The 13,317-nt window shown below is 64.8% G+C and carries 10 protein-coding genes; 3 read left to right on the forward strand and 7 right to left on the reverse strand.

What is annotated here, in order from left to right:
* Window positions 1-90: 90 nt before the first annotated feature.
* Window positions 91-3,234: a TonB-dependent receptor gene (locus HBF24_RS01220; RefSeq protein ID WP_167167725.1), complete on the reverse strand. Its 3,144-nt coding sequence runs from the start codon at window positions 3,232-3,234 to the stop codon at window positions 91-93.
* 608 nt (window positions 3,235-3,842) lie between these two features.
* Here HBF24_RS01220 and HBF24_RS01225 point away from each other — a divergent pair.
* Window positions 3,843-4,475, forward strand: coding sequence for a class I SAM-dependent methyltransferase (locus HBF24_RS01225; RefSeq protein ID WP_167167728.1), 633 nt, complete (start codon window positions 3,843-3,845; stop codon window positions 4,473-4,475).
* A gap of 9 nt (window positions 4,476-4,484) precedes the next feature.
* Here HBF24_RS01225 and HBF24_RS01230 read toward each other — a convergent pair whose 3' ends face one another.
* Window positions 4,485-4,934, reverse strand: a complete 450-nt coding sequence (locus tag HBF24_RS01230) for a hypothetical protein (RefSeq protein ID WP_167167730.1) — start codon at window positions 4,932-4,934, stop codon at window positions 4,485-4,487.
* 73 nt (window positions 4,935-5,007) lie between these two features.
* Window positions 5,008-5,835, reverse strand: a complete 828-nt coding sequence (locus tag HBF24_RS01235; protein WP_167167733.1) for a type II CAAX endopeptidase family protein — start codon at window positions 5,833-5,835, stop codon at window positions 5,008-5,010.
* Between the two features lie 133 nt (window positions 5,836-5,968).
* Here HBF24_RS01235 and HBF24_RS01240 point away from each other — a divergent pair, with 133 nt between their 5' ends.
* The gene (locus tag HBF24_RS01240) at window positions 5,969-7,540 is read left to right on the forward strand and encodes a TerC family protein (RefSeq protein WP_167167736.1); all 1,572 of its coding nucleotides are present in this window, start codon (window positions 5,969-5,971) and stop codon (window positions 7,538-7,540) included.
* Window positions 7,541-7,613: 73 nt separating this feature from the next.
* On the opposite strand, the gene HBF24_RS01245 is transcribed toward HBF24_RS01240, so the two are convergent.
* Entirely contained in the window at window positions 7,614-8,024 is a 411-nt protein-coding gene (locus HBF24_RS01245; protein ID WP_240922037.1) for an MAPEG family protein, read from the reverse strand.
* Window positions 8,025-8,103: 79 nt separating this feature from the next.
* Window positions 8,104-9,825 carry an APC family permease gene (locus HBF24_RS01250; protein ID WP_167167739.1) on the reverse strand — a complete coding sequence of 574 codons (1,722 nt, stop codon included), beginning with the start codon at window positions 9,823-9,825 and terminating at the stop codon, window positions 8,104-8,106.
* Between the two features lie 242 nt (window positions 9,826-10,067).
* Between HBF24_RS01250 and HBF24_RS01255 the strand changes: the two genes are divergently transcribed.
* Complete coding sequence (locus tag HBF24_RS01255) at window positions 10,068-10,454, forward strand: YkgJ family cysteine cluster protein (protein ID WP_167167742.1); 387 nt, start codon at window positions 10,068-10,070, stop codon at window positions 10,452-10,454.
* A 19-nt stretch (window positions 10,455-10,473) separates the two neighbouring features.
* Here the strand turns inward: HBF24_RS01255 and HBF24_RS01260 are convergent, their stop codons facing one another.
* Together HBF24_RS01260 and HBF24_RS01265 are read right to left on the reverse strand one after the other, a co-directional pair.
* On the reverse strand, window positions 10,474-11,256 hold the full coding sequence (locus HBF24_RS01260; RefSeq protein WP_167167745.1) for a class III extradiol ring-cleavage dioxygenase: 783 nt from the start codon (window positions 11,254-11,256) through the stop codon (window positions 10,474-10,476).
* A gap of 116 nt (window positions 11,257-11,372) precedes the next feature.
* Window positions 11,373-13,211: a DEAD/DEAH box helicase gene (locus HBF24_RS01265; protein WP_167167748.1), complete on the reverse strand. Its 1,839-nt coding sequence runs from the start codon at window positions 13,209-13,211 to the stop codon at window positions 11,373-11,375.
* Window positions 13,212-13,317: the final 106 nt, after the last annotated feature.

Here is a 13,317-nt window from a genome sequence, read left to right on the forward strand (position 1 = left end):
CGCGCACAAAAAAAGGGCGCCCCCGAAACCTAGCAGGCGCCCAAAAAGGAAAGTGGCCGGACCGGTCATGGCCGGTCCGGCATCTGGGGATCAGAAGTTGTAGTTCACACCCAGCTGCACGTAGCGCGGGGTCTCGTAGCTGACCGGGATCATGTAGGTCGGCGCCGCCGGGCCACCGACACCAGCACCGTTGGAGTAGCCGTTGAGGTACTGCGTCGGGCGCTGCTGATTGAACAGGTTGAAGATCTGCGCCGTGAACTGCAGCTTGCCGTCGCCCCACTTGGGCGTATAAGTGCCGTCGACACTGACGATCTCCTGCCACGGCGTGCGACCGACCGCACCCGGCGGGCTCGGCTGACCATTGCACCAGTGGTAGGCATCGTTCGGCGGGTTGTTGTTGTAGCCGTACGGATCGGTTCCCGTCGGGCCGTAGTAACCCAGGCAGGTCTTGGGCGTGCCCGATTCGACCAGCAGATTGGCACCGAGCAGGAATTGCGGCGTCAGCTGGTAGTAGCCATAGGCCTTGAGCACATGGGTGCGGTCGTTGGACTGCGGGCCATTGGCATAGCTCATCACCGCCTTGTTGTCCCAGTCCTCGGTCTGGCTGACGTCGGTCTGGCCGATATCAGAGCGCACCGAACCTTCGGTGTTGCCGTAGCTGCGCGAGAACACGTAATCGACCTTGCCGTACCAGGTGCCGTCAAACGGGTGCTCCAGGTACATTTCCAGGCTGTAGTACTTGCGCTTGAGTTTGGGCATGCCCCAGGCCGACCACGGGATATTGAGGACCTGGTAACCGCCGTTGCCGTTGGACACGTTGATCTTGGCATCACGGCCCGGGTTCATGATGTAGCAACCGGTGCTACCCAGCGCGGCCTGCGGATCGATGCCCTGGGCCGAGGCGGCATCCTCGATCACGGTGTCGTCGCAGACGTCATCCAGGTCGTTGCGCAGGTTGCGGTACATGGCCTTGGCGCCATACACCCAGGCGTGGCCCAGGGTCTTGTCGAAGCCCAGGATGTACTCATCCTGGTATTCGGCCTTGGCGTTCTTGCTGGTCACCGTCTTCGGGTCAGGCGGCACGCCGTACTCGTTGTTGGCCGACACGCCCGGGTAGTGGCCCTGTGGAATCTGCGTCAGTCCGGTCGGTACGCCGGTGGTTGGGTCGATGCCCGTGTAGGTGAAGTACTGGTTGGTATAAGTGCTGGCCGCGGCGCCGCGGATGGCCACATTGGCCGGCTCATCGATGTAGTAACGGCCAGCGCTACCGTAGATCTTGAAGCTGGAATCGCCATTGACGTCCCAGGTGGCGGCAACGCGCGGCGACCACTGTGGCTTGGTCAGGCGCAAGTAGGGCACACCATCGGGGTTGTAGTTGGTGAACTGGTCATCGCGAAGGCCGAGCGACAGCAGGACGCGGTCGCTCACCTGCCACTGGTCCTCGATGTACTGTGCACGCTGTGCGACACGGGCCGAGGCCGCGTTGGTGTAGATCACCTTGGACACGTAATATCCTTCGCCACCCGGCGCGCCCACCTCCGAGCCACGAAGCGTGCTGATTGGGGCACTCGGGTCGGTCGACTGGCCGTAGTTCCAGATGTATTGGCCGGGGCCGGAATAGTTCTGGCCGATGTCGTAGGCGTGGGTATTGAGGTTGTCGATACCGGCCGTGATCGAGTGATTGCCGATCTTGTAGTTGATGTCCAGACGGTAGTTCTGGGTGGTGTCGTGCTCGTTGGGATTTTGCAGCGAGGCAATGGTCTGGTTGCCGACGATGGTGCGGCCGCCGGTATAGGCCGGGTTTTCCGCACCGGCGTTGGCGATGTACACCGCGTCCGGATTGTAGCCAGGGGTGACCTGGTAATTGCGCTGGGTCATTTCGCCGTACAGCGCCTCGACAGTCAGGCTGTCGGTGATGTAGCCGGTGTAATGCGCCGACCACATGTCGGTGCTCTGCTTGACGTGCGTGTCACCGCCCAGGTAGGCACCGGCAACGCCCTTGTCGCTGCCAGGCTGGTAGGTGTAGGCGTAGTTGTTGCCCGAGTATTCGTGCTTGTTGGACACCCCTGTCAACTCAAGGATGTTGTTGTCATTGATATTCCAGTCGATCTTGCCGTACCACTTCGGGTTGGTGTAGTGCGAGCGAGTCTGGGTCTGGGCGATGGTGCCGGTCTGATTGTCGACCGCGCCGTTGTAGGTGTTGCTGAAGCGGCGTTCGGCCTCGACGGCACCAAAGATGAACAGCTTGTCCTTGATCAGGGGGCCGCCGAAATAGGCATCGGCGGTGCCGGTGGTGCCCTTGTTGTTGTCCTTGCGGTACTGGTAAATCTGACCCTGGCGCGAATTGGCGCCGGTACCGTATTCGGGGCCGGTCGGGTAGTAGGTATTGCGCTCATCGGCACGGGCAAAATCCGGCTGCCACAAGAGCTGGCCACCGAAGTGCCAGGTGTTGGTGCCGCGCTTGCCGACCATGTTAAGCACGCCGCCGTCGGAGCGGCCGTATTTGGCGCCGTAGCCACCGGTCAGCACCTGCTCCTGGTCGATGGCACCGTAGGGCAGGGTCAGTCCACCAAAGTTGTGCAACGGGTCGGTGGTGTTGAAGCCGTTGATGTAATAGGCATTCTCGGCAATCGACGAGCCGCCGAAGGAGACCAGTGGGCTGCCGGTGGGGCCGGTGAAGTAGCCGCTGCCGGCGTTGACGCCCGGGGCCAGCTGCGCCACCGCCTCGGCCGAACGCTGCAGCGGTAGTTTGGCCAGCTGCTGCGAGGTGACCACGGTGCGCGAGTCAAAGCCGCTGACGTCGATCGGCGGCATGGCGCTGGCCGACACGGTGACCTGCGACAGGCCCTGCGCATTGGCGCTGGACGGACCGGTGAACGACACATTGCTGCCCGCGCCGACGGTCAGCTGGATGTTCTTCTGCGTCTGCACGGTGGTGCCGTTCTGCATCAGCGTCACGGTGTAGCTCCCCAGCGGCAGTGAGCTGGCCGAGTAGCGTCCGTCCTTGCCTACCGACACCGTGCGGGTGACGCCGGTGCTGGCGTTGGAAATGACCACCGATTCACCGGACGCAACCGGTGCGGTACCAAAGATGGTGCCTGTGGTGGACTGGGCGTGGGCCAATGGCGCGCCAGCCAGGCTGGCAAGGCCGATGGCGCCGGCGATGGCCAGCGTCAGGGCCGAATGCGGCAGCGCACGCCGCAGGCGGCGTGTGGAAACCTTCACTAGAGTCATCAGGTGCTACTCCCCAGCATGTGGTGAATGCGGCCACGAATGAGGCGTGGCCAAGCAAAGCGAATGCCGAAAATGGCGGGAAGGCCGCATGGCGCCACGCAGGCTAAAAAAGGGGAACCTGCGTCACGACCGGCGGTCGTAACCTGAGGGCAATGCATGGGGAAGCTCAGTCGCCGCCTCCAACGGTGACTGGCGGACCGGCGGTGCATCGTGTGTCACAGGCCGCGGCGCGGATGGCGAAGCGGACGACTTGGACGTATGGACGTCTGCAAGGCGATACCTGTGGCATCGATGATTGGCCGACCCATCCTCCTGTCATGACATCGTGACCTCGGCATCGAAAGTACGCCTGTCGATGACAGAATGTCAACAAGATGTTTACACTTTTCTACGCCGCACCGCTGGGGTTGCTTTTGGCGAGATATCAGGCGCTGCGGCACCTGGCGGAGGCCGGAAACAGCCGGGTCGGCATTGTCCGCAGGGGTAAAACGCAGCCGTCGAAGATCGGTTGACAGTGGCCTGCAAGGGCCGCGAAAAAGCAGGGGCGCGTCGGGCCGCCGGTCTCGTTTGGGTTAGGCTAGGCGGCCCATCCATGGCAGCCCCGGCACATGAGCGGCAAGATTTACGACCAGGCTTACTTCGACAAGTGGTATCGCGACCCGGCCCACGCGGTGGCCTCGCCGGCCGAGCTCAAGCGCAAGGTGGCGATGGTGCTGGCTCAGGCCGAGTTCTACCTCGGGCGTTCGGTACGCACCGTGCTGGATGTGGGCTGCGGGGAAGGGCGCTGGCGCGCACCACTGCGCAAGCTGCGCCCGAATATCGACTATCGCGGACTCGACGCCAGCCAGTACGTGGCCATGCGCTATGCGCGCAGCCGGAATATTGGCCTGGCGCGATTCGGCCAGCTTGGGCAGCTACGCTTTGAGCACGCTTTCGACCTGATCATCTGTACCGACGTGTTGCACTATCTGGCGCCCTCGGAAATTCGCGAAGGGCTCGCCGGTTTCGATGAGTTGCTGGAAGGCCTGGCGTTTCTTGAGGTCTACACCATGCGTGATGATGTCGCCGGCGACCGGCAGGGCTTCAAGGCGCGCTCGCCACGCTGGTATCTGCAGGCCTTTGCCGAGGTGGGCCTGATGCCGGTGGGATCGCATTGCTATTTGAGTCCGCGCCTGATGCGCAAGGTGGCGGCATTGGAATGCCCGGCACTGGTGCCGCCGGCGCGGGGACGCCGGCGCTAGCGTGGCGGTCTAGATGGCGGCCTGCGGCGGATAGGTCAGGCGTTCGATGCCGGCGGTGAGATAACGCCGTGCGAATACCGGGTGGAAGCGCTCCACTGCCTTGTGCACACGCTCGATGCGTTCGTCATCGGGCGTATAGACGAAAACAAAAGCGCCGCCGTTACGGGCGTGCTTGATGTCGTCCTCGATGTAGCCGGCTTCGGTGCCGACGACTCGGGCGATTTTTTCCTGCATGTGGTCGAGCCAGTTGGCATCGTCCTGAGACTCGACCTCCTCGACCACGAAGCGCCCCGAGGCGGCGGCCACGTCTTCATCGGGAAAGCCCGCCTCGCCAATCAGCATGTGCTCCACTTCCTTGGCGCGCTCGAAGTCCTCGAACGCCATCATGGTGTAGTGGATCGGGTAGAACAGACCGAACGAGGAATCGTGTTCCTTGAAGAAGTCCCAGCGATGTTCCATGGCGTGCTCCTTGTGATGGCAGCGTACGTCGAATGAGGACATGCTAGGTCAGCGCAAATGAACGTGCACTGCCTCAGCTGCCGTGCAGCATGTGCACCACCACGCCGATCATGGCCACGGCGTTGAAGGTCATGTGCGCGGCCATGCCCGGATACAGCGACTGGTGACGCAGGCGCAGCCAGATGGCCGCACTGCCGAGTAAGGTAACGCCTACCAGCACGGAAACATGCCCGCCCACGCCGAGCAGATGCGCGGCGGCAAAGACAAGCGTCACCGTCACCGCAGCCGGCAGTGCGCGCATGCGCCGGCCCAGCCCTGACATCAATACGCCGCGAAACACCACTTCCTCGGTGAACGGTACCAGCAACACCAGCAGCGCCAGAATGGCCGGCCCGGCAATCCAGGCCGTGGCGGTCGGCAGGTTGTACAGCGCCTGCATGATGTCCTGGCGTGGCGGATGCATGCCGTTGATCAGTACCGTCGCACCTATACCGATGATCTGCGCAGCCAAGCCCATCCCCATCCCCTGCACGAGGGCACCACGGGTGCTGCGTACCATGCCGATTCCGGGCAAGGTGCCGAGCGACCACAGCGTCGGCCAGCGCCGGCGTACGTAGATCAATGAGAACACACAGGCCGCAAGAATCGAGGTCAGGCCAAAAGCAGCTTTGATGCCGGGAACGTCCATGCCGTGTTGGGGATCATGGGCATGCGCGACTGCCCAGGCGAACCCCAGCACGGCGCCGACCACCAGCGGCACCAGGAACAGGTACATCAGCACCACGAACAGGGCGCGACCTGGCCCCGGCGGTGGTGTGGCGCTGGTTTGCTTAAGTTGCGGCGGGGCGCCACTGTCCGGCAGTGCAGGGTGGGTATCGATGCTTGGTGCCTGCTCGCTCATGCCTGTCCTTGCCCTGTTGTCCTTGAGTTTTGGACTATACGGAGCGCACGCGACGGGCGGCAACCGCGGCGAGCTTGCCTGTATAGTGGCGGCCTGACTTTAAGGAGGATGCTGGCGCGCAGCGCGTCGACCCATGTTTGCTTTCGACTGGCTTGCCGACCCGACCGCCTGGGCCGGTCTCTTCACCCTGGTGGTGCTGGAGATCGTGCTGGGCATCGACAATCTCGTATTCATTGCCATCCTGGCCGACAAGCTGCCGGCGCGCGAACGTGACCGTGCGCGGCTGAGCGGCCTGGGCCTGGCCCTCTTGATGCGCCTGGTGATGCTGGCCGCGATGTCGTGGCTGGTGCGCCTGACCGATCCCATCGTGCAATGGCGCCAATTCTCGCTGTCCTGGCGCGACATCATCCTGGTGGCGGGCGGCCTGTTCCTGTTGTTCAAGGCCACGCTGGAACTGCACGATCGCCTGGAAGGTGGCGATGAGCACAGTGGTCGAAACCGCGTCAGTGCCGGCTTCTGGGTGGTGGTTACGCAGATCGTGATCCTGGATGCGGTGTTTTCGCTCGATTCGGTGATCACCGCCGTGGGCATGGTCGATCACTTGAGCATCATGATGATCGCCGTGGTCATCGCCATGGCATTGATGATCCTGGCCAGCAAGCCGCTGACGGCCTTCGTCAATGCGCGTCCCACCGTTATCATACTTTGCCTCAGCTTCCTGCTGATGATCGGCTTCAGTCTGGTGGCCGAGGGCTTCGGTTTCCATATCCCGAAGGGCTACCTGTATGCGGCAATCGGTTTCTCAATCCTGATCGAGGTGTTCAATCAGGTGGCGCGGCGCAACCACGACCGCAGTCTGTTTGCCGGTGCGCTGACGCTGCGTGACCGTACCTCCGAGGCGGTGCTGCGCATGCTCGGTGCCGGTCGCGACAAGCCGCCGCCGGACGATCGCGAGCCCCATCCGGAGGGTGGCGAGGATGCGCCGATGTTCGGTGTCGAGGAGCGCGCCATGGTGCAGGGCGTGCTGGATCTGGCGCAGCGTCCGGTGCGCACCATCATGACGCCGCGTCACGAGATGGACTGGCTGGATATCGAGGACGATGCCGACGTGCTGCGGGAGGCCGCTGCCAGCACCCATCACTGGCTGCCGGTGGCACGTGGTGATCTGGACCAGTTGCTGGGTGTGACACGCGCCCGCGACGTGGTCGCCGATGTGTTGCAGCACGGTCGCATCGACGAGAACGCCAGTGTGCGCAAGCCGCTGACGGTGCTCGAGTCGCTCAGCGTTTTGCGTCTGATCGAAGAATTCCGCAAGTCGCCCCTGCAGGTGGCGCTGGTGGTGGATGAATACGGCAGCATCGAGGGCATCGTCACTCCGACTGACGTGCTTGAAGTGATCGCCGGTGAGTTCCCCCAGGCCGAGGGCGAGGAGCCTTCGGCGGTGGCCGAAGCCGAGGGCAGCTGGCTATTCGATGGCGGTATCGACCTGCGTCGCGTCGAGCACCTGATCGAGCGCCGGCTGCCGGCCGAGGACGGCTTCGGCTCGCTGGCCGGCTTCGTGCTTGACCGGATGGCGCGCCTGCCCTCGCCGGGTGATCGTTTGCTGCACGAGGACATGATGCTGGAGGTGGTGGATATGGACGGCGCGCGCATCCAGCGTGTGCGGGTCAGCCTGATGGACGCCCCCGAGGCTGACGGCGACTGAGTCTTTGGCCCCGCAAGGCATAAAAAAAGGGCGCCCCACGGGGCGCCCTTTTTCGTCAACAGTGATGCGCGATTCATGGAGCAATCATCAGCGCGCGGATCACGCCGACCAACGCCATGACCAGCAGCACCACCCAGAGCAGGCTGGCGACCACGAAGGGTGCCTCGCGGCTGGCCGGACGCCGCGCGTAGGCCACCGCATACCAGGCGCGGGCCAGCACCCACAACAGGCCCAGGGCACCGGCCAGGGTCGGGTTGGAGTAACGCGCCGCCAGCCACAGCGTGGGCAGGAACATCACCACCGACTCGACGGTATTGGCCTGTACGCGGAAGATGGCCTCGAACGCCGGGTGACCGGTGATAGCTGGCGCCTTGATGCCGTAACGCCCGCGTGCGCGCGCCACGGCGTACATCACTGCGGCCAGAAGAAGGACCACCGCCAGCACGGCCAGTGCCGGCAGCTGGGTCATCGAAAGTGCATGCATGCAAGGAGTCCCCTGAAAATGGCAGATCGCATCATGCCGTGATGGTGCGCGGGCCGCCAGCGGCGGCCCGCGCGTACATTCAGCCTTCCTGCTGAATCGGTGGTTTGGCCGATGACTCCGGACCCAGCGGTTCGGCCAGGTGCGCTTCCACACGTTCGGTGGGCAGACGGAATTTCAGTGCCATCCACATCACGAAGGCCGAGAACAGGCCGATCACGATCACCGCCTCGCCAAAGTCGAACAGCATCAGGTTACCGGCATGTTCGGAGGCTTCCGGATATGAGCCCAGGTAGCTGATCACCATCAGCCCGGCCAGCCATACCACCACCCAGGCGCCGGCCTTGAGCTCGAGCTTCGGGGTCTGGCCACGATAGCGTGCCTCATGGATGACCAGCACCACGTAGCCGATCAGCACCGCGATACCAAGCTTCCAGTCGGTGGACCAGCCCGACCAGTACACGATCAGGTTGGAGGAAAGGAACGCCAGGTAGGCAATCACGTGTACCCATGGCAGCGTGAACGGTCGTTGCTGCCGTGGCAGCTGGCGGCGCATGGCCAGCAGTGCCAGCGGTCCCGAGCCAAACGAAAGCACCGTGGCCGAGGTCACGAAGCCGACCAGCTTCTGCCAGCCGGGGAAGGGCAGGAAGAAGATCAGCCCGACGATGAAAGTCAGGATCACGCTGACCCACGGCACGCCGCGCTCGGACACCTTGGCCAGCGATTTGGGCGCGTTGCCGTTGCGGCCCATGGCGTAGGCAATGCGTGCAGTCACCGTGGTGTAGATCAGGCCGGTGTCGGCGGGCGAGATGAACGCATCGACGTATAGCAGGACCGCCAGCCAGGTCAGGCCCATCACTTCGGCCAGCGCCGCCAGCGGACCGTAGGTGGCGGCAATGTTGTCCAGACCACCGGAGAAACTGGTGCCGATGTGCGCCCAACCGTTGACCAGTGCCTTCTCCGGCAGCGCGCCGATGAAGGCCACCTGCAGGGCAACGTAGATCACGGCCGTGATCAGTACCGAGCCGATCACCGCGATCGGCACGTTGCGCTTGGGGTTGCTGGTCTCGCCGGCCAACTCCACACCCTGGCGAAAGCCCAGGTAGGAGAACACGATACCCGCCGTGGCGATGGAGGCGAATACGCCGCTCCAGCCGAACGGCATGAAGCCGCCGCCGTGGGCCGAGTCCATATTGCCGCTGTGGAAGTTGGCGCCATGGAAGGCGGTAAACAGGAACACCACCACCACCAGCGTGATGATGATCAGCTTCCACCACACCAGCGCATTATTAAGCCGCGCGAACCAGCGGATGCCGACCACATTGATCAGGCTGAAAAGACCCAGCAGGCCAGCGGCGACGAAAAAGCCGGCGGTGGTCAGCACCGGCACGCCATCCTGCAGATGCTGCAGCCAGGGCAGGTAATTGGTCGAATACTGCAGGGCAGCCTCCACCTCGATGGAGGTGGTCGAGGCCACCGCCAGCCAGGTAATCCAGCCCAGCGTGTAACTGGCGAACGAGCCGAAAGCGTAGTGCGGGAAGCGCACCACGCCGCCGGAAACCGGGAACATGGTGCCCAGCTCGGCGTAGCACAGGCCGATGAGGATGATCATTACGCCGCCGATGGCCCAGGCCAGGATCGACGCCGGGCCGGCAATCTGCGCCGCGCTCAGGGCACCGAACAGCCAGCCTGAGCCAATGATGGAACCGACTGCGGTGAACAGCAGGCCGACGATGCCCACATCGCGTTTCAGGCGGCTGTCGTCAGCGGCCTTGCGGTGGACGGTTTGACCGGAATCTTGCATGGGCTCCTCCCCGGGAAGGTAGTGCGGCGCGTACCGGAAGAGCCAGCCGCGGCCCTTGCCTGCACGCGATGAGGCAGCCACCCGACTATGGACGGCCACCGCCGTCGATACAAGCGCGTTGCGCGTGAAGGCCGCGCATGCGGCGGGCGGCCGCTTGCTTCGAGGCGAGGGGCTTTACAAGCGCGCTGGCAGGCATAGAATGCGCTCGCTCCGCGCCGAGGGGTGCGGTCTAATTCCCATCGATGAGCCATCCGTGCCTGCGCTGCGGCGCCTGTTGTGCCCACTTTCGAGTGGCTTTCCATTGGTCCGAGGCCGACCCGTTCCTGGGCGGCACCGTGCCCGCCGAGCTGACCGAAAAGCTTGACCCGCACCGCGTGGTGATGCGCGGTACGCAGTCGCGCTCGTCGCATTGCGTGGCCCTGGAAGGCACCATCGGCAAGGCCGCCGGCTGCTCCATTCACGCCATCAAACCGTCGGTATGCCGGCAGGTGGAGCCGGCCTGGGAGTTTGGCCGTCCCAGCGCGCAGTGCGAGAAGGCGCGGCATGCTCACGGCCTGGTGCCGTTGACGCCGGAAGACTGGCAACGTCCGCCGGGGGATGATTTCCGCCCGCTGCCACGCAGTGCCTGAAACGGGCTGCGGCGGTGCCTCAGGCAGCCGCGTCGAAGCGGTAGATATCCATGGCGAGGGCTCCCAGGTCGACACCGGCGTGCAGGCGTGTGCTGTGACAACCGGCACCGGCCGCGCCAAGGGCCACGAACAGTGGCAGCAGATGTTCGTCGCTGGGGTGCGCGCGCACCGCATGCGGCGCGCGCTGACGGTAATCGAGCAAGGCGGGTATGTCGCTGTCGGCCAGCGCGTCGTCGATCCAGTCGGTGAAGTCGCGTACGTAGGCCGCCGGTAGCGCGCCTGGGCGCAGATCGCCAAGGTTGTGCGTAACGCTGCCCGAGCCGATCACCAGCACGCGGTCGCGGTTCAAGCCCGCCAGTGCGCGTCCCAGCGCCAGATGATGTGCCGGGCTGCGTGCCGGTTGCAGCGAGAGCGTGCACACCGGAATATCCGCCTGTGGGTACATCAACTGCAGCGGAATCCAGGCGCCATGGTCAAAGCCGCGGTGCTCGTCGAGAGTCGCCTCTAGGCCGACATCGGCCAGGCGGCCCACCACCTCGGCCGCCAGCGCCGGATCACCCGGGGCCGGGTAATGCTGGTGATAAAGCGTATCCGGGAAGCCGGCAAAGTCGTGCAGCGTCTGCGGCGCGGTGGCCGAGCCCAGCGTCGGCGCCGGTGTCAGCCAGTGCGCCGAGGCGATCAGCACCGCGCGCGGTCGCGGCAGGCGCCGGGCCAACGAACCCAGGTGCTGGCCGGTGCGACCGGGCGACAGCGCCAGCATGGGTGAACCGTGGGAAATGAACAGCGTGGGTAGAACGGGCATGACAAAAGAACAATCGCGCCCCAAGTGGCGCAAAAACCCAAGTGTGCATGGCGCCGCGTGGCAATGTAAGCCACGCTGTGGCGCCACTGTGTTTCAGATGGCGAACACTTGGCCGCTCAGGAAGAGCGGTTCTTGCCGCCCTTGAAGCCGCTCTTGGAACCGCGCGGCGGCCCCTTGCGCGACGGGCCACCAAAGCCGCCGGGCTTCTTGCCGTGACGGCGCGGGCCGCCGGGGCCACGTGTCGGCGGCACGAAACCGCCCCCGTCATCCTTGCCGTCCCATTCGCTAAGACGCAGCGGCTGACCGGCCACCCGCACCTTCTTCAAATGCGCCACCAGATTGGCCGGCATGCCTTCGGGCAGGTCCAGCAGGCTGTAGTCGCCGCGAATGGACAGGCGGCCGATGAACTGGCTGTCCAATCCTGCTTCGTTGGCCACCGCGCCAATGATGTTGCCCGGCTTCACGCCATGGCCGTGGCCCACTTCCAGACGGTAGGTGACCTTGCCCGGCTCGGTGCTGTGCGGGCGCACCGGGCGCGGCGCGCGTTCCCCACGTTCGCCACGTTCGGCGCGCTCACGCGGGGCGCGGTCTTCGCGCACGCGCTTTTCGCGCGGCGGGGGAGGATCCAGCAGCAGCGGCTTGCCGCCCTGGGCCAGCTTGGCCAACGCCGCGGCAATGTCCACCGCCGGTACGTTCTGCTCCTGTTCGACCTGCTCGACCAGGTTGCGGAACAGTTCCAGCTCGCCACCAGTCAGGGTGTCGGTGATGGCATCCTTGAAGCGCTGGATGCGTCGGTCGTTGACGTCATCCACGGTCGGCAGGTGCATCTCCTCGATACTCTGGCGCGTGGCACGCTCGATGGCACGCAGCATGCCTTTCTCGCGCGGGGTGACGAACAGGATCGCCTCGCCGCTGCGACCGGCGCGGCCGGTGCGGCCAATGCGATGCACATACGACTCGGTGTCGTAGGGGATATCGTAGTTCAGCACGTGGCTGATGCGCTCCACGTCCAGGCCACGTGCGGCCACGTCGGTGGCCACCAGGATGTCCAGCTGGCCGTCCTTGAGCTGGCCGATGACGCGCTCGCGCTGCGGCTGGGCAATGTCGCCGTTGATGGCGGCCGCGGCCAGACCGCGCGCCTGCAGCTTCTGCGCCAGCTCTTCGGTGGCCTGTTTGGTGCGCGCGAAGATGATCATGGCGTCGAACGACTCGACTTCCAGAATGCGCGTCAGCGCGTCCAGCTTGTGCAGGCCGCTGACCCACCAGTAGCGCTGGCGGATGTTCTTGGCCGTGGTGGTCTTGGCGGCGATGGCCACTTCCACCGGGTTTTTCAGGTGCGTCTGTGCAATGCGCTTGATTGGCGCCGGCATGGTTGCCGAGAACAGCGCCACCTGGCGCGATTCCGGGCAGGCCGAGAGCACCGTGTCCACGTCCTCGGCAAAACCCATGCGCAGCATTTCGTCGGCTTCGTCCAGCACCAGGAAGCGCAGCTCGGACAGGTCCAGTGAACCCTTCTTGATATGGTCGACGATACGTCCCGGCGTACCCACCACCACATGCACGCCGCGACGCAGGCCGCCCAGCTGCGGGCCGTAGCCCTGGCCACCATAGATTGGCAGCACGTGGAAGCCGGGGATGTGCGAAGCGTAGCGCTGGAAGGCTTCGGCCACCTGGATGGCCAGCTCGCGCGTGGGCGCCAGTACCAGGGCCTGCGGCCTGCCGGCCTTGGGTTCCAGGCGTGACAGCACGGGCAGCGCGAAGGCGGCCGTCTTGCCGGTGCCGGTCTGGGCCTGGCCGAGCACGTCGCGGCCCTCCAGCAGCGGCGGGATGGTCGCGGCCTGGATCGGCGAAGGCGACTCGTAGCCGACATCGGCCAGGGCCTTCTGCACAGATTCGGGCAGGGCCAGGTCGGAAAAGTGCAGGGCGGCCGCAGGCGCGGCGGAATCGGAAGCCATGGGAAATCTCGAGGCGGGGACAGCAGCGGATGCACCGCGGAAGGCGGTGATCGGTCGGGGAGGTTGGGCGCATAGTGTAATCGATCTGGCGTCTCGCCGCTGCGGA

This window comes from Oleiagrimonas sp. C23AA (assembly GCF_011759385.1).
Classification (GTDB): Bacteria; Pseudomonadota; Gammaproteobacteria; order Xanthomonadales; family Rhodanobacteraceae; genus Oleiagrimonas.

What these genes read in the sequence shown, in the direction of transcription:
- HBF24_RS01220 (WP_167167725.1), bottom strand. Translation starts at nt 3,234, where the DNA reads ATGACTCTAGTGAAGGTTTCCACACGCCGCCTGCGGCGTGCGCTGCCG.
- HBF24_RS01225 (WP_167167728.1), top strand. Translation starts at nt 3,843, where the DNA reads ATGAGCGGCAAGATTTACGACCAGGCTTACTTCGACAAGTGGTATCGC.
- HBF24_RS01230 (WP_167167730.1), bottom strand. Translation starts at nt 4,934, where the DNA reads ATGGAACATCGCTGGGACTTCTTCAAGGAACACGATTCCTCGTTCGGT.
- HBF24_RS01235 (WP_167167733.1), bottom strand. Translation starts at nt 5,835, where the DNA reads ATGAGCGAGCAGGCACCAAGCATCGATACCCACCCTGCACTGCCGGAC.
- HBF24_RS01240 (WP_167167736.1), top strand. Translation starts at nt 5,969, where the DNA reads ATGTTTGCTTTCGACTGGCTTGCCGACCCGACCGCCTGGGCCGGTCTC.
- HBF24_RS01245 (WP_240922037.1), bottom strand. Translation starts at nt 8,024, where the DNA reads ATGCATGCACTTTCGATGACCCAGCTGCCGGCACTGGCCGTGCTGGCG.
- HBF24_RS01250 (WP_167167739.1), bottom strand. Translation starts at nt 9,825, where the DNA reads ATGCAAGATTCCGGTCAAACCGTCCACCGCAAGGCCGCTGACGACAGC.
- HBF24_RS01255 (WP_167167742.1), top strand. Translation starts at nt 10,068, where the DNA reads ATGAGCCATCCGTGCCTGCGCTGCGGCGCCTGTTGTGCCCACTTTCGA.
- HBF24_RS01260 (WP_167167745.1), bottom strand. Translation starts at nt 11,256, where the DNA reads ATGCCCGTTCTACCCACGCTGTTCATTTCCCACGGTTCACCCATGCTG.
- HBF24_RS01265 (WP_167167748.1), bottom strand. Translation starts at nt 13,211, where the DNA reads ATGGCTTCCGATTCCGCCGCGCCTGCGGCCGCCCTGCACTTTTCCGAC.